The sequence below is a fragment of the Pseudochrobactrum saccharolyticum genome, from assembly GCF_008801715.1.
In the GTDB taxonomy this organism is placed as follows: Bacteria; Pseudomonadota; Alphaproteobacteria; order Rhizobiales; family Rhizobiaceae; genus Pseudochrobactrum; species Pseudochrobactrum saccharolyticum.
Genome location: NZ_VZPG01000001.1, coordinates 804,238 through 823,675, shown reverse-complemented (window position 1 = coordinate 823,675; position 19,438 = coordinate 804,238). Strand labels below are relative to the sequence as shown.

Annotated in this window: 17 protein-coding genes; all 17 read left to right on the top strand. The window is 55.1% G+C overall.

Annotated features, from left to right (window positions below; genetic code table 11):
- The first annotated feature begins 72 nt into the window (after positions 1-72).
- The 17 genes from F7P81_RS03725 (at position 73) to F7P81_RS03645 (ending at position 19,437) form a co-directional block, all read left to right on the top strand.
- A complete protein-coding gene (locus F7P81_RS03725) occupies positions 73-1,257 on the top strand; it encodes an acetyl-CoA C-acyltransferase (RefSeq protein ID WP_151158610.1) in 1,185 nt (394 codons plus the stop codon).
- Positions 1,258-1,317: 60 nt separating this feature from the next.
- The gene (locus tag F7P81_RS03720; RefSeq protein WP_151158609.1) at positions 1,318-3,093 is read left to right on the top strand and encodes an AMP-binding protein; all 1,776 of its coding nucleotides are present in this window, start codon (positions 1,318-1,320) and stop codon (positions 3,091-3,093) included.
- Positions 3,083-4,231 carry an isobutyryl-CoA dehydrogenase gene (locus F7P81_RS03715; RefSeq protein WP_151158608.1) on the top strand — a complete coding sequence of 383 codons (1,149 nt, stop codon included), beginning with the start codon at positions 3,083-3,085 and terminating at the stop codon, positions 4,229-4,231. Before F7P81_RS03720 ends, F7P81_RS03715 begins: the two co-directional genes overlap by 11 nt.
- Positions 4,228-5,127: a 3-hydroxyisobutyrate dehydrogenase gene (gene mmsB, locus F7P81_RS03710; protein ID WP_151158607.1), complete on the top strand. Its 900-nt coding sequence runs from the start codon at positions 4,228-4,230 to the stop codon at positions 5,125-5,127. Before F7P81_RS03715 ends, mmsB begins: the two co-directional genes overlap by 4 nt.
- Positions 5,124-5,897, top strand: coding sequence for an enoyl-CoA hydratase (locus F7P81_RS03705; protein WP_151158606.1), 774 nt, complete (start codon positions 5,124-5,126; stop codon positions 5,895-5,897). Before mmsB ends, F7P81_RS03705 begins: the two co-directional genes overlap by 4 nt.
- A 127-nt stretch (positions 5,898-6,024) precedes the next feature.
- The gene (locus F7P81_RS03700; protein ID WP_151158605.1) at positions 6,025-6,711 is read left to right on the top strand and encodes a GntR family transcriptional regulator; all 687 of its coding nucleotides are present in this window, start codon (positions 6,025-6,027) and stop codon (positions 6,709-6,711) included.
- Position 6,712: 1 nt separating this feature from the next.
- Entirely contained in the window at positions 6,713-8,176 is a 1,464-nt protein-coding gene (locus F7P81_RS03695; protein ID WP_151158604.1) for an aldehyde dehydrogenase family protein, read from the top strand.
- A 33-nt stretch (positions 8,177-8,209) separates the two neighbouring features.
- Positions 8,210-8,962: a glucose 1-dehydrogenase gene (locus F7P81_RS03690; RefSeq protein WP_151158603.1), complete on the top strand. Its 753-nt coding sequence runs from the start codon at positions 8,210-8,212 to the stop codon at positions 8,960-8,962.
- Between the two features lie 247 nt (positions 8,963-9,209).
- Positions 9,210-10,676, top strand: coding sequence for an ABC transporter substrate-binding protein (locus tag F7P81_RS03685; protein ID WP_151158966.1), 1,467 nt, complete (start codon positions 9,210-9,212; stop codon positions 10,674-10,676).
- A gap of 39 nt (positions 10,677-10,715) precedes the next feature.
- Positions 10,716-11,669 (top strand): ABC transporter permease, encoded by a 954-nt coding sequence (locus F7P81_RS03680; RefSeq protein WP_075654199.1) that lies wholly within the window; start codon positions 10,716-10,718, stop codon positions 11,667-11,669.
- A gap of 2 nt (positions 11,670-11,671) precedes the next feature.
- Positions 11,672-12,532 carry an ABC transporter permease gene (locus F7P81_RS03675; RefSeq protein WP_374788343.1) on the top strand — a complete coding sequence of 287 codons (861 nt, stop codon included), beginning with the start codon at positions 11,672-11,674 and terminating at the stop codon, positions 12,530-12,532.
- Complete coding sequence (locus F7P81_RS03670) at positions 12,529-13,545, top strand: ABC transporter ATP-binding protein (protein WP_151158602.1); 1,017 nt, start codon at positions 12,529-12,531, stop codon at positions 13,543-13,545. Before F7P81_RS03675 ends, F7P81_RS03670 begins: the two co-directional genes overlap by 4 nt.
- Positions 13,542-14,360, top strand: coding sequence for an ATP-binding cassette domain-containing protein (locus F7P81_RS03665; RefSeq protein WP_151158601.1), 819 nt, complete (start codon positions 13,542-13,544; stop codon positions 14,358-14,360). Before F7P81_RS03670 ends, F7P81_RS03665 begins: the two co-directional genes overlap by 4 nt.
- A 96-nt stretch (positions 14,361-14,456) precedes the next feature.
- Positions 14,457-15,842, top strand: a complete 1,386-nt coding sequence (locus F7P81_RS03660) for an amidase (protein ID WP_151158600.1) — start codon at positions 14,457-14,459, stop codon at positions 15,840-15,842.
- A 101-nt stretch (positions 15,843-15,943) separates the two neighbouring features.
- Complete coding sequence (locus tag F7P81_RS03655; RefSeq protein ID WP_151158599.1) at positions 15,944-17,173, top strand: thiamine pyrophosphate-dependent dehydrogenase E1 component subunit alpha; 1,230 nt, start codon at positions 15,944-15,946, stop codon at positions 17,171-17,173.
- Positions 17,174-17,190: 17 nt separating this feature from the next.
- Positions 17,191-18,204: an alpha-ketoacid dehydrogenase subunit beta gene (locus F7P81_RS03650; protein ID WP_151158965.1), complete on the top strand. Its 1,014-nt coding sequence runs from the start codon at positions 17,191-17,193 to the stop codon at positions 18,202-18,204.
- Positions 18,205-19,437 (top strand): dihydrolipoamide acetyltransferase family protein, encoded by a 1,233-nt coding sequence (locus F7P81_RS03645; protein WP_151158598.1) that lies wholly within the window; start codon positions 18,205-18,207, stop codon positions 19,435-19,437. It abuts the gene before it with no gap.
- The last annotated feature ends 1 nt before the right edge of the window (position 19,438 follow it).

Below are 19,438 nucleotides of genomic sequence, written 5' to 3'. Positions count from 1 at the left end.
TCTTTGCCATAGATCTTAGGGCTAGGCTCGATGTTTCTTCATCTGAATATGCAACTCCGGGAGGGCGCACAGATGGCAGATCCTGTGGTTATTGTCGGCATGGCACGCACACCTCTGGGCGCTTTTCAGGGCGCCTTCAGCACGGTACCGGCGGCAGAACTTGGTGCAACAGCAATCAAGGCCGCGATTGAGCGGGCAGGGATTGCAGCACACGAGATTGATGAGACTTTGCTGGGTTGTGTGTTGTCTGCGGGGCAGGGGCAGGCACCGGCACGACAAGCCGCGATTGCTGCCGCTATTCCCGTGGCGTCGGGAGCTACGACGATTAATAAAATGTGCGGTTCCGGCATGAAGGCGGTGATGCTGGCACATGATATGCTGGCCGGTGGCAGTGCGGATATTATCGTGGCCGGTGGTATGGAGAGCATGACCAATGCGCCCTATCTGCTGGATAAAGCCCGTGGCGGCTATCGCATGGGGCATGGCAAAATCAGTGATCATATGTTTCTCGACGGGCTGGAAGATGCCTATGAAAAAGGCCGTCTGATGGGCAGTTTTGCCGAGGATTGTGCCGAGGCCTTTCAGTTCAGCCGCACCGCGCAGGATGAGTTTGCACTACGCTCTTTAAAACGTGCGCAGACGGCACTGGAGCGCGGTTATTTCTCAAAGGAAATTGCACCGGTTGTGACGGGAAATGGCAATTCCGCGCATCTGATTGATATGGATGAACAACCGGCCAAAGCACGACCGGAGAAAATTCCGTTTCTGCGACCTGCCTTTCGTGAGGACGGAACGGTTACGGCCGCCAATTCCAGCTCGATTTCTGACGGTGCGGCGGCACTGGTGCTGATGCGTCTTTCGCAGGCAGAAAAACGCGGGCTGACACCACTTGCCCGTATTGTTGCGCAGACATCCTATGCCCATGAGCCGTGCCTGTTCGCTACCGCACCAATCGGTGCCATGCGCAAACTCTATGAGAAAACCGGCTGGACAATAGATGATATCGATCTTTTCGAGATCAATGAGGCCTTTGCTGTGGTGACAATGGCCGCAATGCAGGAATTGAACCTGCCTGCGGAGAAGGTGAATATTCATGGCGGTGCCTGTGCGCTCGGCCATCCGATCGGCGCATCAGGCGCCCGTATTCTGGTGACATTGCTGGCCGCGTTGCAAACTCATGATCTGCAACGTGGTATTGCCAGTATTTGCATCGGCGGCGGTGAGGCAACAGCCATAGGGGTGGAGCGTTTCACCTGACAAGCAGCGCGGTTTTATGAAATCGCAGACACAGTGATTTATGCATTTTGGGAGGATTGCATGAGGCAGCTGAGTACGGAGAGTTTTAAACAGGCACGTGATTTTCTTTTGCAGTATCGCGAGGATTATCAGGCTGCAAAAGCTGGTTTTGTCTGGCCGGAGGCACTGCCCTTTAACTGGGCGCTGGACTGGTTTGATGCCGAGCTTGCTGCCAATCCGCAAAGCCGCAATCAGACCGCGTTGTGGATTGTCGATAGCGCCACGCAAACAGACATAAAATTGAGTTTTGCCGATCTGAGCATCCGCTCTTCCCGGCTTGCCAATTATCTGCGCGGACTTGGATTGAAGCGTGGCGATCATCTGTTGGTACTACTCGGCAATGTGCCAGCTCTGTGGGAAGTCATGCTTGCCGCGATGAAGCTCGGCATTATCGTCATTCCCGCGACCACTTTGCTGACACCAGACGAATTGTCTGACCGGCTGGAGCGCGGCCATGCCTGCGCTATTCTCGCAACCGGCGAACAACTGCTGAAATGCGAGGGACTGGCAGGCGCAGATGTGCTGCGCATTCAGGTGCCGAATGGTCATGCCGCAGAAAACAGTAACTGGCATGATTATAACGAAGCCTTCAGCCAGCCCACTGAATTTCAGCCGGATGGTGAAACACAGCCGCATGATCCGATGCTGCTTTATTTCACCTCCGGTACCACCGCTAAGCCGAAACTGGTGCGCCACAGCCATCGCAGCTATCCGGTCGGCTCACTCTCGACCATGTATTGGGTTGGTCTGCAACCGGCTGATATCCATCTCAACGTCTCATCCCCCGGCTGGGCGAAACATGCGTGGAGTTCGCTTTTCGCACCGTGGAATGCCGGTGCCACGGTGCTGGTGGTCAACCAGTCAGCCTTTAGCGCTAAAGTGTTATTGGCAGAAATGCAGCGCTGTGCCGTAACCACGATGTGCGCCCCGCCGACGGTGTGGCGTATGCTGATACAGGAAGATCTCAAAACCTGCAAAATGAGCCTGCGCGAAGTGGTGGGTGCCGGTGAACCGCTTAATCCTGAAATTATCGATCAGGTGCGTGAGGCATGGGGGCTGACAATCCGCGACGGTTACGGCCAGACGGAAACCACGGCACAGGTGGCGAATAGTCCCGCGCAGAATGTGAAGAGCGGCGCTATGGGCAGGCCATTGCCGGGCTACGAAGTGGTGATCCTTGATGCGGACGGCCATGCGGCACAGGAAGGCGAAGTCTGTCTGCTGCTGGATGACAAACATCCGGCAGGGCTGATGCAGGGCTATCAGGAAACGGACGGCAGGCTCAGCGGCACCGATGGTCGTGTCTACCGCACCGGTGACGTCGCCTATCAGGATGCGGATGGTTACTTGCATTTTGTCGGCCGCTCCGATGATGTGTTTAAATCCTCTGATTATCGTATCAGCCCGTTTGAGCTGGAAAGCGTGTTACTGGAACATGATGCGGTGACGGAGGCCGCCGTCATTCCGGTGGATGATCCGATCCGCCTGTCGGTTCCCAAAGCCTATATTCTGCTGCGCGCCGGAGAGGAGCCTTCACGTGCGCTCGCGCTTTCGGTTCTGCAATATACCAATGAGCGTCTGGCACCGTTCAAGCGCATCCGCTCGCTGGAATTCGTGCGGGAGCTGCCCAAAACAATCTCCGGAAAAATCCGCCGTGTGCAACTGCGCCGTTTTGAGCGGGAGGGCATTGAAGATGATGTGTTTCGTGGCATTGCGTTTGATGAGGGTGAATTTCCGGAACTGAACATCGGGCGCAACAGACCTGTGCAGAGCGAAGGAGAGAACCATGTCCGGTGAACTCAATGAGGAGCAGAGCAGCATTTTCGCCATGGCTGCGGATTTTGCCGCGCAGGAACTGGCACCTTATGCTCTGGAATGGGATGAGCAGAAGCACTTTCCCGTGGATGTGCTGCGCAAAGCGGCGGCACTGGGCATGGGTGGCATCTATATTCGTGATGATGTTGGCGGTTCCGGCCTGACCCGCATGGATGCGGCATTGATCTTTGAGGCGCTGTCGCAGGGCTGTCCGGTCATCGCCTCGTTCCTGTCGATCCATAATATGTGCGCATGGGTGATTGATGCCTATGGCTCGGAAGCGCAGCGCCAGAAATGGTTGCCACTACTCACCCCTATGGAGCTGATTGCCAGCTATTGTCTGACCGAACCGTCCTGCGGTTCCGATGCCGCCAATCTCAGCGCTAAAGCTGTGCGCGATGGCGATGATTATCTGATTACAGGGCAGAAGCAGTTTATCTCCGGTGCCGGTGCCAGTGATATTTATATCGTGATGGCACGAACCGGCGCGGCAGGCGCCAAAGGTATTTCGGCCTTTATCGTGCCCAAGGATGCAGTTGGTTTGTCCTTTGGTGCCAATGAAAAGAAAATGGGCTGGAATGCCCAGCCGACCCGCACGGTGATGTTCGATAATGTGCGCGTACCGGCGGAAAACCTGATTGGTCAGGAAGGCATCGGTTTTAAAATTGCCATGTCTGCGCTTGATGGCGGGCGGTTGAATATCGCCGCTTGTTCGCTCGGCGGTGCGCAGGCCGCTTTTGACAAGGCACTGACCTATATGGATGAGCGCAAGGCGTTTGGCTCAAAGCTGCATCAGTTTCAGGCATTGCAGTTCCGTCTTGCCGATATGGCCACGGAACTTGAAGTGGCGCGCACATTTCTGCACCGTGCAGCCCGCGCGCTCGACCGTCATGATGCCGATGCGGTGAAGCTTTGCGCTATGGCCAAGCGTTTTGTCACTGATGCCGGATTTAACGTGGCCGATCAGGCGCTGCAGCTGCATGGCGGCTACGGTTATCTGAGCGAATATGGCGTGGAAAAATTGGTGCGCGACCTTCGCGTGCATCAAATTCTGGAAGGTACCAATGAGATCATGCAGGTGATTATCGCCAGAGAAATTTTGAGCGGGAGAGATAAATGAATACTAATAAGACTATTGGTTTTATCGGCCTCGGTCATATGGGCGGGCCAATGGCGGCCAATCTCGTCAAAGCGGGATTTAACGTGCGTGGTTTTGATCTGGTTGAGGCATCAGAACAGGCAGCAAAAGCAAACAGCGTTCAGATTGCGGATAATGTTGCGCAGCTCGTGCAGGGTGCGACTGTAATTATCACCATGCTGCCCGCCGGTTCCCATGTGTTGAGCGTCTGGCGTGAACTGACAGCGCTGGTTGTGCCGGATACATTGCTGATTGATTGCTCGACCATTGATGTCGACAGTGCCCGCAAGGCGCATGCAATGGCGACAGAACATAAATTATTGAGCATTGATGCGCCGGTCTCCGGTGGTGTTGTCGGCGCAACGGCAGCGACGCTTACCTTTATGGCCGGTGGCGAAAAATCCGCTTTTGACAAAGCCGAACCTGTACTGGCTGCTATGGGGAAACGCATTGTGCATTGCGGTGAGGCCGGTGCAGGACAGGCGGCGAAAATCTGCAACAACATGATCCTTGGGATATCTATGATTGGTGTGTGCGAGGCTTTCGCTTTGGGTGAAAAGCTGGGTCTTTCTCAGCAGGCATTGTTTGATGTGGCCTCCACTTCGTCCGGCCAGTGCTGGGCGCTCACCACCAATTGTCCGGTGGCGGGGCCGGTGCCAACTTCGCCTGCCAACAGGGATTATCAGCCGGGCTTTGCTGCAAGCCTGATGCTGAAAGATTTGAAACTGGCGCAGGAGGCGGCGGCCTCTGTGGGGGCAACTACGCCACTGGGGGCGGAGGCAGCACAGCTCTATAATCTGTTCAACGCACTTGGTTCGGGCGGGGAGGATTTCTCCGGTATTATCCGCCTGTTGCGCGGCAAGGAGGGTACATCATGACTTATGAAACCATTCTCGCAGAAATGCATGGTCGTGTGCTGCTCATCACGCTGAACCGTCCTCAGGCGTTGAATGCGCTGAACCGCCAACTGGCAGCAGAACTGATTGCGGCGGTGGAAGCTGCGGACAAAGACGAGCATGTGGGCTGTATTGTGCTGACCGGCTCTACCAAGGCCTTTGCCGCTGGTGCGGATATCAAGGAAATGCAGGTGCAGGATTTCAGCACCATGTTTGCGGCAGACTGGTTCGGCGAGTGGGAGCGTTTTACCTCCGTGCGCAAACCCATTATCGCAGCTGTGGCAGGTTATGCGCTGGGCGGTGGCTGTGAACTGGCGATGATGTGCGATTTTATTCTGGCGGCAGATAATGCCCGATTTGGCCAGCCGGAAATCCGTCTTGGCGTCATTCCGGGCATGGGCGGCTCACAGCGTCTTACACGCTTTGTCGGTAAATCCAAAGCGATGGAAATGTGCCTGACAGGGCGAATGATGGAGGCCGATGAGGCCGAGCGCTGCGGTTTGGTTTCCCGTATCATTCCGGCAGATCAGCTGCTAGAAGAAGCTTTGAGTGTGGCATCCACCATTGCTGAAAAATCTCTGCCGGTAGCAATGATGGCGAAAGAGGCTGTGAATGCGGCCTATGAAACAACGCTGACTCAGGGTGTGCAATTCGAGCGCCGCCTGTTCCATTCCGGCTTTGCCAGCCACGACCAGAAAGAAGGTATGAGCGCCTTTATCGAAAAACGCGATCCGTTTTTTCTGCATCGCTGAGACCGGAATGCGCATTCAGTTCAGGCGTGAGAAGCCTTTGAAAACAAATATCCGGTGAGGGGCATTTTTGTCTTGAACAATTTTGTATCCTGGATAATCATACTGAAAAATATAAGGGAACACAGGCTTGTCCAGCTATAAATGGAGCAGCCAAACGAGGCTGCTGGACGAAGTTGCGCAAGCACTTCGTGAGAGCATCTATGCGGGTCAATATGCGCCGGGCACGATTTTGCGACAGGAGCATATCGCTGCTGAATTCGGTATCAGCCGCACGCCGCTGCGTGAAGCATTGCGGGTGCTCGAGCGCGATGGTCTGATCGTTCATCTCCCTGGTCGCGGTGTGCGTGTGGCAAGTGTTGACCTGCCGCATCTGCTCGATGCCTATGCCGTGCGTGAAGTGATTGACGGTGTTGCCGCACGTTTTGCTGCGGAACGCGCCGATGCAGGTGCGATTGCCGGTCTTGAAAAACTCATCATGCATCAGCGCTCGATTATCGAGCCTTGGGATTCCAAAGCCTATACGCAATCCAATGTGGATTTTCATCTGGCGGTAATGGCAGCAGGCGGCAATGCTTCTCTGGAGAATTTTGTGCCTTTGTTGCGCATGACCTCGCAGGTCTTTGCGCCGGTTTTTGCGCTCACGGCAGAGCGGGCGAAAAATGCCATTGAGGAACATGCTCTGATCGTTGAGGCGATTGCGCGCAAAGACGGTACAGGGGCTGAGGAATTGGCGCGGCAGCATATCCGCAAGACCATCAACAGCCTTCAGATGATGCAAAATAATCAGCAGGAAGCATCCTGCGGGAGAGAATGACATGGCACACGGGATAGAGAACGGGCAGCGGCGCTACGGCAATTTCATCAATGGTGTGTGGCGGGACGCCGTGCAGGGTGAGGTGCTGACACTGAAAAATCCGTCAGACGGCAGTGATCTGGCGCTGATCGCCCGTGGCACTGCGGCTGATATTGATCTCGCCGTTGATGCCGCGCGTGCAGCCTTATCCGGTCTCTGGGGGAAAATGACCGCAACCGAACGCGGTCGTATTCTGCATAAAATCTCGGAAGCGGTATTGCGCGAGATTGATCTTCTGACTGTGCTGGAAGCGCGTGATGTCGGCAAGCCTTTAACGCAGGCGCGCGCTGATGTGGTAGCGCTGGCGCGTTATCTGGAATTTTACGGTGCCTCTGCTGACAAGGTTCATGGTAATACACTGCCTTATCAGAATGGTTTCACCGTTCTGTCTGTCTATGAGCCGCATGGTGTGACGGGGCATATTATCCCGTGGAATTATCCGATGCAGATCCTTGGCCGCAGTCTTGGTGCGGCTCTGGCTATGGGCAATGCTGCGGTGGTCAAACCTGCGGAAGAAGCCTGCCTGACTATTCTCGAATTTGCGCGGATTGCCCACGAGGCCGGATTGCCGACCGGTGCGCTGAATGTGGTGACAGGGCTGGGTGCCGAGGCCGGAGCGGCTTTGTCTTCCCATCCGCAGATCAATCATATTTCTTTCACCGGCTCTTTGCGCACGGGTGAGGCAGTGCAGGCCGCAGCGGCTAAAAATGCTGTGCCGGTGACTTTGGAACTCGGTGGTAAATCCCCGCAAATCGTGTTTGCTGATGCGGATATTGAGCGTGCATTGCCGTTTCTGGTCAATGCAGGCATTCAGAATGCAGGACAGACCTGTTCTGCTTCCTCACGCATTCTCGTGCAGCGTGAAGTCTATGAACAGGTGATTGCCGCTATGAGTGAGCGCTACCATGCGCTCAAAGTCGGCGCAGCGGAGGCTGATCTGTCGCTGGGGCCCGTTGTATCGACACGTCAGAAAGCGATCATTGAAGATTATCTGAAACTGGCAAAACAGGATGGTTTGCTTGTTGCGGCGCAGGGTGAAATTGTACCTGATGCACCGAAAAATGGTGCCTATGTACGCCCGACTTTACTGCGCGATGTGCCGCCGCAGCATCGGTTGGCACAGGAAGAAATTTTCGGCCCCGTGCAGGTGATTATGCCGTTTGATACGGAGGAGGAAGCTGTGGCTCTGGCTAACAGCACACCTTACGGGCTGGTTTGCGGCGTGTGGACAAAAGACGGCGCGCGGCAATTGCGTATGGCGCATGCGGTGCATGCCGGACAGGTGTTTATTAATAATTACGGAGCAGGCGGCGGCATTGAGCTGCCCTTTGGCGGGGTGAAACGCTCCGGCCACGGTCGTGAGAAAGGTTTTGAGGCGCTTTATGGCTTTGCCTCGCTGAAAACCATTTCGGTCTATCACGGCTGATCTGCAGAAAATCGCATGGGAGAATACCGCATAATGACTGGTTCGCTTGAGAATAAAACCGCAATCATCACCGGCGCAGGTTCGGGTTTTGGTGAGGCTATGGCGCGTAAATTTGCCCGCGAAGGTGCAAATGTCGTTGTTGTTGATCGCGATGTCGCCGGTGCAAAGCGCGTGGCAGGAGAGCTTGGCGGCAAGGGACTGGCGGTTGAAGCGGATATTGCATCGGAAAATGGTGTGGCGGAAGCGATGCGTCAGGCGCAGATGCAGTTCGGGCGGATTGATATTCTCATCAACAATGCCGGTATCGGCCATAAACCACAATCGGCGGAAAATGTGCAGCCGGATGAATTTGACCGCATTGTCGGGGTGAATATTCGCGGCATTTATCTGATGAGCCGCGCTTTGATCCCGCATTTTAAAGACAATGGCGGCGGCGTTATTCTTAATATCGCCTCAACTGGTGCTGCGCGCCCGCGCCCGAACCTCACATGGTACAATGCCACCAAGGGCTGGGTCGTCTCTGCCACTAAAGCGCTGGCGATTGAGCTGGCATCAGAGAATATCCGCGTCAATGCGCTCAATCCGGTTGCCGGTGAAACCCCATTGCTCACGACATTTATGGGTGAGGATACGGAAGAAATCCGTCAGAAATTCCGTGCCTCCATTCCGCTTGGCCGCTTGCTGAAACCGGAAGATTTGGCGGAAAGCGCTGCATTTTTGTGCTCACCGGCAGCGAGTATGATTACCGGCGTTGCATTGGATGTGGACGGCGGCCGTTCAATTTAAAACTACGGCATCAAATGTGATAAGCATTTGAACTGACAATGGTTCGTTAGAGCGTATCCCGAAAAGTGTGAAACGGTTTTCGGTAAGATACGCGTAAAAACAAAAAGATAGAGCATTTTCTGAGGTTCAAGATAAGCAGGAAATGCTCTAAAGTCGGCCAGCTCTATTCCGGTAATTCCTGAGCAACATCAGGATGTGATAAATAAGGGGACAGGCAATGCGATATAAATATTTGACCGGACAGCTCATGCTGGCAGCAATGACGGGGATTGCTGTTGTGGCTATGAGCGGGTCAGGGCTGGCAAAAGACACATTGGCAATCGGCGAGGTACTGGAGCCTCCGGGTATGGACCCGACAGCAAATGCTGCGGCTTCTATCCGCCGTCTGACCTATAATAATCTCTATGAAGGTCTGGTGCGCATTGATGAAGAGGGCGCTGTTAAGCCGAACCTCGCGGAAAGCTGGACGATTTCTCCGGACAATCTGACCTATACATTCAAGCTGCGTCAGGGCGTGAAATTTCATAATGGTACGCCCTTCGATTGTTCCGTTGTGAAATTCACCTATGACCGCGCCATAGCGCCGGATTCCACCAATGCACAAAAGGCATTGTTTGCGCCGATTGAAAAGACCGAATGTCCTGATCCGGCAAGTGCTGTTGTAACACTCAAACGTCCGTCTTCCACCTTCCTGTTCGGGATGGGCTGGGGCGATGCGGTGATGATGGCACCGGATACGATTGCCACCAACAAGACCAATCCGGTTGGCACAGGGCCGTTTAAATTTAAGCGCTGGCTGCAGGGCGACCGGATCGAGTTCGAGCGCAATCCTGATTATTGGGGTGAGCCTGCTAAGCTCTCTGCGATCACTTTCCGTTTCATCAGCGATCCGTCAGCGGCTGCCGCTGCGGTTATGGCCGGTGATGTCGATGCTTTTCCTGAGTTTCCGGCGCCGGAGCTGATCAGCCGTTTGCAAAGCGATGAGCGTCTTGCTGTGGAAATCGGCTCGACAGCGGGCAAAGTGATTATGTCATTGAATAATGCGCGTAAGCCGTTTGATGATGTGCGGGTACGTCGTGCGCTTGCCCATGCCATTGACCGCAATGTGGTGCAGGAAGCAATTACCACCGGTCTCGCCAAGACGATCGGTGCCCATTACACACCGGCTGAACCGGGCTATGTCGATCTGAGCGATACCTATCCTTATGATGTGGCCAAGGCTAAAGCACTGCTGGCAGAAGCCGGTGTGCCTGCGGGGACTTCCGTTACCATTATGCTGCCGCCGCCTGCCTATGCACGTCGTGGCGGTGAGGTGATTGCGGCAATGCTGGCAGAAGTTGGCATTGAGGTGAAACTGGTGCCGGTTGAGTTCGCGCAATGGCTGGATCAGGTCTTTGCCCGCAGCGATTTCGACGCGACGATTATCGCTCATGTGGAAACCCGCGATCTCGATATCTATGCGCGGGACAAATATTACTTCAACTACAATAGTCCTGAATATAAGGCGATTTACAAGCAGTTCGCAGAAGCGACAGACGACAAGCAGCAGCTTGAATTGCTTGGCCAGTTGCAGCGCAAACTCGCTGAAGATGAGCCGAATGTGTTTCTCTATGCCCTGCCGAAAATCGGTGTCTGGGACAAGAAGCTCAAAGGTATGTGGAAAAATCAGACCATTCCGGCCAATGACCTGACCAGTGTGCACTGGGCAGACTGATCCTGTTGATGCTGAAATGAATATTAAAGGAGGCCGCATTTGCTGCGTTATTTTACAGGGCGTCTGATCTCTCTGATCCTGACGACGCTGGCGGCCTCTGTTATTGTTTTCCTGCTGATGCAGGTGCTTCCGGGTGATCCGGCAGCGATTATGCTTGGTATTAATGCGCAGCCTGACACTTTAGCGGCTTTGCAAAAACAACTCGGTCTCGATGCCCCGCTGATTGTCCGTTACTTCAACTGGATTACCGGCTTTCCGGTTGGTGATTTCGGCACCAGCTATACTTATTCCGTGCCGATCAGTGAGCTGATCGGGCCGCGCTTGCAGGTGACTTTGCCGCTGGCGGTACTGGCGATGATCCTCTCTGTGGTGATTGCTATTCCTCTTGGTGTGATTGCCGCTTCAAAGCGCGGTAGTGCGACCGATGTGGTAGGGATGGGCGTTGCACAGATTGGTGTAGCAATTCCGAATTTCTGGCTCGGCCTGCTGCTGATCCTGTTTTTTGCTCTCACGCTTGGCTGGTTTCCGGCCTCCGGTTTTGCCGGTTGGGAAAATGGTCTGTGGGCAGGCACCCGCTCGCTGATCCTGCCAGCTGTGGCGCTGGCCTTGCCGCTGGCTGCCATTCTGGCGCGCGTTACCCGCTCTGCGGTGCTTGAAACGCTGAGTGAGGATTTTGTGCGCACAGCCCGTGCCAAGGGATTGAGCCGCAATGCAGCTTTATGGAAACACGCGACACCCAATGCACTGATCCCTGTGGTGACGATCTTGGGTCTGCAATTCTCATTCTTGCTGGCGGGCACGATCATTATTGAAAACGTGTTCAATCTGCCGGGTCTTGGTCGTTTGATTTTCCAGTCGATTGCGCAGCGCGATCTGGTCACGGTGCAGTCGCTGGTGACCTTGCTGGCAGCCAGTGTGATTGCGGTGAACTTCTTGGTGGATATGGCCTATGGCTTTCTTGATCCGCGCCTTTCCACAGGAGTGCGGGCATGAGCATGGCAGAGAATTTCTCCCGCCGCAGCCGTATGGTCTTGCTGTCTTTCGGACTGAGCCGCAGCCTGCTGATCGGGACAATCATTACCGGATTTCTGATCGGACTGGCCGTGCTGTCACTGGTCTGGACACCTTACAGTCCCACGGGCATGAATATTCTGCGCAAATTGCAGGGGCCGTCGATGCAGCATTGGCTGGGCACCGATGCGCTTGGCCGCGATGTGCTGTCGATGGTTATGGTCGGTGCGCGCAACTCTTTGTCAGTGGCGTTGATTGCCGTTGCGGTTGGTATGGGGCTTGGTGTGCCGCTCGGCGCCTATGCGGCGGCACGCGGTGGCATGATCGACGGTTTTGTCATGCGCATGACCGATCTGGCTTTTGCTTTTCCGGCGCTGCTGACAGCCGTGATTATCACTGCTGTATTCGGTCCCGGTGCGGTTAATGCGATGATCGCTATTGGTATTTTCAACATTCCGGTTTTCGCCCGCATTACCCGTGGTGCATCGATGGGGCTGTGGAAGCGCGATTATGTGCTGGCCGCCCGCTGTGCGGGGCGCGGCGATGTGGCGATTACGCTGGATCACATTCTGCCGAATATCGGCCACGTGCTGATCGTGCAGGCGACTATTCAGTTTGCCTTGGCGATCGTTGCGGAAGCCGGTTTGTCCTATGTCGGTCTTGGTACGCAGCCACCTATGCCAAGCTGGGGCAAGATGCTCAATGATGCGCAGACTTATATTTATGATGCGCCGCATCTGGCGATTTTTCCGGGGCTGGCCATTACCTTTGCGGTTCTCGGATTGAATATGCTGGGGGATGGTTTGCGTGATATACTCGACCCGCGTGTCAGGAGAGAGAGATGACCAAACCGCTTCTCGAAATCCGTGATATGGGCGTGCATTTGCAAGCCGGAGGCAAGCAGGCCGAAATTCTGTCCGGCATCACGCTGACACTGAACCGTGGCGAACGTCTGGGCATTGTCGGGGAATCCGGCTCCGGCAAATCCATCACCGCATTGGCTGTCATGGGGCTGTTGCCGCATCGTATGGCATTGAGCGGAACCCTGCGCTTTGACGGGCAGGATCTGACGACGATCTCAGAGACTGCCCATTGCACGATGCGCGGTCGACAGATGGCGATGATATTTCAGGAGCCGATGACGGCGCTGAACCCGATCAAAACCATTGGCGCACAGATCAGTGAAGGCCGTCGCCTGCATCTGAGAGAAAACCGCGCCGATGCCGATAAGACGGCGCGGCGTTTGCTGGATCGTGTCGGCCTTGCTGCTCCGCGTTTTGATCTGGAACTTTATCCGCACCAATTATCCGGTGGTCAGCGCCAGCGTGTGATGATTGCGATGGCACTGGCCTGCGAGCCGGAACTGCTGATTGCAGACGAGCCGACCACGGCACTGGACGTCACTGTTCAGGCACAAATTCTTGATCTGCTGGATGAGCTGATTGATGAGAGCGGCACGGCACTGTTGCTGATTACCCATGATCTCGGCGTGGTCTCGGAAATGACAGATCGCATTGCAGTGATGTATGCAGGGCGCGTGGTTGAAACCGGCGATACGCAGGATGTGTTCCGCCATATGGCGCATCCCTATACACGTGGGCTGTTCGCTGCCTCGCCGCATAGTCTGACAATGCGGCCAAAACCGGAAAACACGGATAAACGCCAGCGTCTGACCACGATTGCCGGTGTGGTGCCCGATCCGTTCAGTCGTTTGCCACAATGTGGCTTTGCTGACCGCTGCCGTTTTGTGCAGGCGGATTGCCGTGCAACAGTCCCGCCGTTAGGTAATACGGATTTTCTGGATGTGACGCATCGGGTCGCTTGTTTTCATCCGCTGACAGATGAGGTGATGGCATGACCGCTCTTCTGGAAGTACGCGATCTGGTGCGTGATTATACGCTGCCAAAACAGTCTTTGCTTTCCAAGCCACAAAATTTGCGGGTGCTGCATGGTGTCAGCCTCAGCCTGAAGCAGGGCGAAAGTCTCGGCATCGTCGGCGAGTCCGGCTCCGGAAAATCCACATTGGCACGTTCAGTGATGGGGTTGGAAAAGCCGCAATCCGGTAGTGTGACCATCAATGGCAAGGATATTTACAGTCTGGGGCGAGCGGAGCTGAAAGCCGCGCGCAAGGAGTTTCAGGCGATTTTTCAGGATCCTTATGGTTCGCTTGATCCGCGCCATTCTGTACGCCGTATTCTGGCGGAGCCGGTTGTGTCACTGGAAAGTGCCACAACAGTGGAAAACCGTGAAGAGCGTATCCGTCAGGTGCTTGAGGCGGTAGGCTTGTCAGCATCAGCCGCGGATAAATATCCGCATGAGTTTTCCGGCGGTCAGCGCCAGCGTATCGCGATTGCCCGCGCATTGATTACGCGCCCGAAACTGATTGTTGCCGATGAGCCGGTTTCGGCACTGGATGTTTCCATTCAGGCGCAGGTGCTCAATCTGATGATGGATTTGCAGGAGCAATTCGGCCTGTCCTATCTGTTTATCAGTCACGACCTTGGTGTGATGCGGGTGATTACAGACCGTGTGGCGGTGATCCATCTGGGCAGAATTGTTGAAGAAGGGCCGACCAATGAGGTCTTTGACAATCCGCAGCATCCATACACACAAGCACTGGTTAATGCCGTGCCAAAACCGTTTTCCGGCCGACGTAAAAAAATACGGGCGTAAAATGCGGGTGAAAGCTTTGTAATGAAAAACTGAATGTCTGTCTGACGATCAAAACCCGCCAAGAGGTTCGCGTCAGACAGGGAAATGGGAGTATATATGTCCGAGCTTGCTGATTTAAGCGCTGTCGAAATGGTTGCCGGTTATAAGGCGGGTACTCTGTCGCCGGTGGAAGTGGCAGAATCCGTGATCGACCGGATTGAGCGTTGCGAGCCGCAGCTTCATGCGATGTGGGCTTTTGAGCCGGAAGCGGCACTGGCCGCAGCAACCCTGTCGGAAGGTCGCTGGAGGCGGAAAGAAGAGCGCGGGCCGATTGACGGCGTGCCGCTGACGATCAAAGAAAATATTGCCACCAAAGGTTTGCCGGTACCGCTCGGCTGCGCGGCAATAGCATTGAATCCCGCTGCAAAAGATGCGCCGCCTGCTGCCCGTTCCCGTGAGAGCGGCGGTATTATTCTGGGTAAAACGACCATGCCTGATCTCGGCATGTTGTCTTCCGGCCTGTCGAGTTTCCATGAGCTGGCACGCAATCCGTGGGATCTGGCCACCAATCCCGGCGGCTCAAGTGCAGGGGCGGGAACGGCAGCTGCTGCCGGTTACGGCCCTTTGCATATCGGTACAGATATTGGCGGCTCCATTCGCTTGCCTGCCGGTTGGTGTGGGGTGGTGGGGCTTAAACCCTCCTTCGGACGTATCCCGATTGATCCGCCTTTTATCGGTCGTGTTGCGGGGCCGATGACGCGTACGGTTGCTGATGCAGCACTTTATATGTCGGTTCTGTCCAAGCCGGATCGCCGCGATCCGATGAGCCTGCCTTACAGTCGTATTGACTGGATGAATTTGAAGCGCGATGTCAAAGATCTGCGTATCGGCTTGTGGCTGGATGCCGGTTTTGGCTCTGCCGTTGAACCTGAGGTCAAAGCGGCGGTAGAAGCTGCAGCACAAGCCTTTGCCAATGCCGGTGCGATTGTTGAGGAAGTGCCTAGCTATCTCACCCGTGAGATGATTGACGGGCTGGACCATTTCTGGCGCGTGCGCTCATGGGGCGATATTTCCAAAATGACGCCGGATAATCAGGCAAAAATCCTGCCTTATATTTATCAGTGGGCAGAAGGCGGTAAGGATTTGAACGGTGCGCAGGTCTATCAGGGCTTTGCGCAGATCGAGGCCATGCGAAATGCGGCGCTGGCGGCAATCAGTTCTTATGATTTTATCATTTCGCCGACAGCGCCAATGCCGACTTATCCGGCAGAATGGGCATCACCGCTGAATGATCCGCAGCGCCCGTTCGAGCATATTGCTTTCACCGTTGCCATGAATATGTCGGAACAACCTGCTGTGTCTGTCAATTGTGGTTACACGGAAAAAGGTTTGCCGATCGGTTTGCAGATTATTGGTCAGCGTTTTGATGATCTGGGCGTGTTGCAACTTGCCCATGCCTATGAACAACTTCGCCCACAGCAAAGGCCGTGGCCGAAAATATAGACAGCAGAGGTTAAGGGGACAAACGGAATACATTCTGCCGTTCGGGGGGAACGGCAGAAACAGCATGCAGTATCAGTTCCAGCCAATGGAGAAGTGCAGTCATGTCATATCCGCCACTCTCATTACATATGCCCCGCACGATGCGGGGAGAAAGTGTCCCGCCGCCTAATCCGCATTTACGTTTTGCCGGAGCGGGCGAAATGCGCCGCCCGCCGGTTGATTCCGATCCTTATGATATGCATGATCTGGCCTATAATCTGGTACGGGTGCTGGATGATGACGGCGAGGCTAAAGGCGAGTGGGTGCCGGATCTGACGGCAGAGCAATTGCGCCACGGTCTGCGCTCCATGCTCAAAACCCGTGCCTATGACCGGCGCATGATGCGTATGCAGCGTCAGGGACAAACCTCTTTCTATATGCAATGTACCGGCGAAGAGGCAATTGCCTGCGCTTTTCAGATGGTGATGCAAAAAGGGGATATGAATTTCCCCACCTATCGCCAGCAGGGACTGCTGATAGCACAAGGTTTCCCGCTGACAGATATGATTTGTCAGGTGCTTTCCAATGAGAAAGACCATCTTAAAGGACGGCAATTACCGGTTATGTATTCGGCACCGGAGGCCGGTTTTTTCTCGATTTCCGGTAATCTCGGCACGCAATTTGTGCAGGCCGTTGGCTGGGCCATGGCCTCTGCTATGCGGGGCGATACAAAAATTGCAGCTGGATGGATTGGTGACGGTTCCACTGCCGAAAGCGACTTTCACGCGGCACTGGTTTTTGCCTCGGTCTACCGTCCGCCGGTGGTTCTCAATATCGTTAATAATCAATGGGCAATTTCATCACCGCAATCGGTGGCAGGTGGCGAGAATATCAGTTTTGCCTCCCGCGCCCATGGTTTTGCTATTCCGTCTTTGCGGGTGGATGGCAATGACTATCTGGCAGTCTATGCGGCGGCAAGCTGGGCTGCGGAACGGGCACGGCGCAATCTGGGGCCAACTTTGATCGAATGGGTGACCTATCGCGTGGCGCCCCATTCTACCTCCGATGACCCGAGCAAATACCGGCCAAAAGAGGAGGAACTGAACTGGCCGCTGGGCGATCCGGTAGAGCGGCTCAAACAACATCTGATCCGCAAAGGTGAATGGAGCGAGGAGCGCAATGTGCAGCTGCTGGCCGGTATTGATGCGGAGATTAATGATGCCGCCCGCGAGGCTTTGAAATACGGCACTTTGCATGAAGGGCCGAAAGCCAGCCCTGCAACCATGTTCGAGGATGTCTATAAGGACATGCCGCAGCATTTGCGCGAGCAGCGCCAGCAGATGGGGTATTGATGATGTCAAAACCTGTATTGCCAAGACGCACAATGATTGAAGCCATCCGCGAAGCGATGGATGTGATGATGGAGCGCGATGACAAGGTTGTCGTGTTCGGTCAGGATGTCGGCTTTTTCGGCGGCGTATTCCGCTGCACGGAAGGGCTGCAACGCAAATATGGTGAGGCGCGCTGCTTCGATACACCGATTTCCGAAACCGGTATTGTCGGTGTGGCAGTCGGTATGGGCGCCTATGGCCTGCGTCCTGTGGCGGAAATCCAGTTCGCCGATTATGTCTATCCGGCCTATGACCAGATCGTCTCGGAGGCCGCGCGTCTGCGCTTTCGTTCTGCCGGTGATTATACAGCGCCGATGGTGATCCGTATGCCGTGCGGCGGTGGTATTTTTGGTGCGCAGACCCATAGTCAGAGCCCTGAGGCACTGTTTACCCATGTGGCGGGGTTGCAGACCATTATCCCGTCCAATCCTTATGATGCCAAGGGTCTGCTGATCTCGGCCATTGAGAATGATGATCCGGTGATCTTTCTGGAACCGAAACGGCTTTATAACGGGCCGTTCAACGGTCATTACGACCAACCGGTCGTACCTTGGTCAAAACATGCTTTGAGTGAAACGCCGGAGGGTTATTATTCGGTGCCGATCGGCAAGGCGGCCATCCGGCGCAAAGGTTCCGCAGTCACAGTGCTGGCCTATGGCACTATGGTGCATGTGGCGGAAGCGGCTGTCACCGAGACCGGCATTGATGCTGAGGTGATTGATCTGCGCTCGCTGGTGCCGCTGGATATCGAGACGATTACGGCTTCTGTCGCCAAGACCGGACGTTGTGTGATTGTTCATGAAGCGACGCGATTGTCCGGCTTCGGCACACAACTGGCGGCGGAAGTACAGGAGCGTTGTTTCTATCAACTGGAAGCACCGATCCTGCGTGTGACCGGCTGGGACACGCCTTACCCTCATGCCCATGAATGGGATTATTTTCCGGGGCCGGAACGGGTCGGTCGGGCACTCATGCAAGTGATGGAGGCATAAATGGTGAAAAAGATCATTAAAATGCCGGATATCGGCGAAGGTGTTGCCGAGGCTGAAATTGTCGAATGGCATGTCAAAGCCGGTGATGTCATCGCAGAAGACCAGCTTCTGGCTGCGGTGATGACCGATAAGGCAACGGTGGAGGTGCCGTCACCTGTGGCGGGAACAGTCCTGCAGATCGGTGCGGAAGCCGGAACGGTGATGGCTGTTGGTGCGATGCTGGTTGAGATTGAGGTGGAAGGGGCAGGGGCGGATGATGCCCCGCCACCTCCGCCGGTTCAGGCTGCGCCGCCAGTCCCTGTAAAACCAGTAATGCCCGAAAAACCTGTTTTCTCGGCTGTACAACCATCAAGCACGATAGCGCATGACAAGCCGCTTGCATCACCTGCCGTTCGGGCGCTGGCGCGGGAACTGGGTGTTGATCTCACGCAGGTGCATGGCAGCGGACCTGCGGGGCGCATCACCCGTGATGATCTCGATCATTTTACGGCTAGCGGCGGTAGTGCGCATAGTTCGGCCTATCAACGCCGCGACGGCACAGAGCAGATTAAAATCACCGGTCTGCGCCGCAAGATTGCGGAGCGTATGGCGAAATCCTCCCGCGAGGTCGCACATTTTTCCTATGTGGAAGAGGTGGATGTGACCGATCTGGAAATTCTGCGCAGCACATTGAATGCAAGCCTTGCGGAGCGGCGCGGTAAACTGACTGTGCTACCGTTTATTCTCCGTGCGCTGGTTGTGGCATTGCGTGATTTTCCGCAGATGAATGCGCTTTATGATGAGGAAGCGCAGGTGTTGACCCGCCATCAGGCGGCCCATATTGGTATGGCAACACAAACGCCATCCGGTTTGATGGTGCCGGTGCTGCATCATGCAGAAGCCATGGATCTCTGGGCAATGGCCGCAGAAATCACACGGCTTGCCGGTGCTGCACGGGAAGGCGTGGCGAAACGCGAAGAACTCTCCGGTTCCACCATAACCGTCACCAGTCTCGGTGACCTCGGCGGGCTGGTGACGACGCCGGTGATTAACCAGCCGGAAGTGGCGATTATCGGCATCAACCGCATCGCGATACGCCCGCAATGGCAGGATAATCAGTTTGTGCCGCGCAAAATGATGAACCTGTCTTCCTCCTTTGATCACCGGATGGTCGATGGTTATGAGGCCGCCGCTTTTATCCGCCGCATCAGGCAATTGCTTGAAGTTCCCGCAACACTTTTCATTGAGGTGTGAG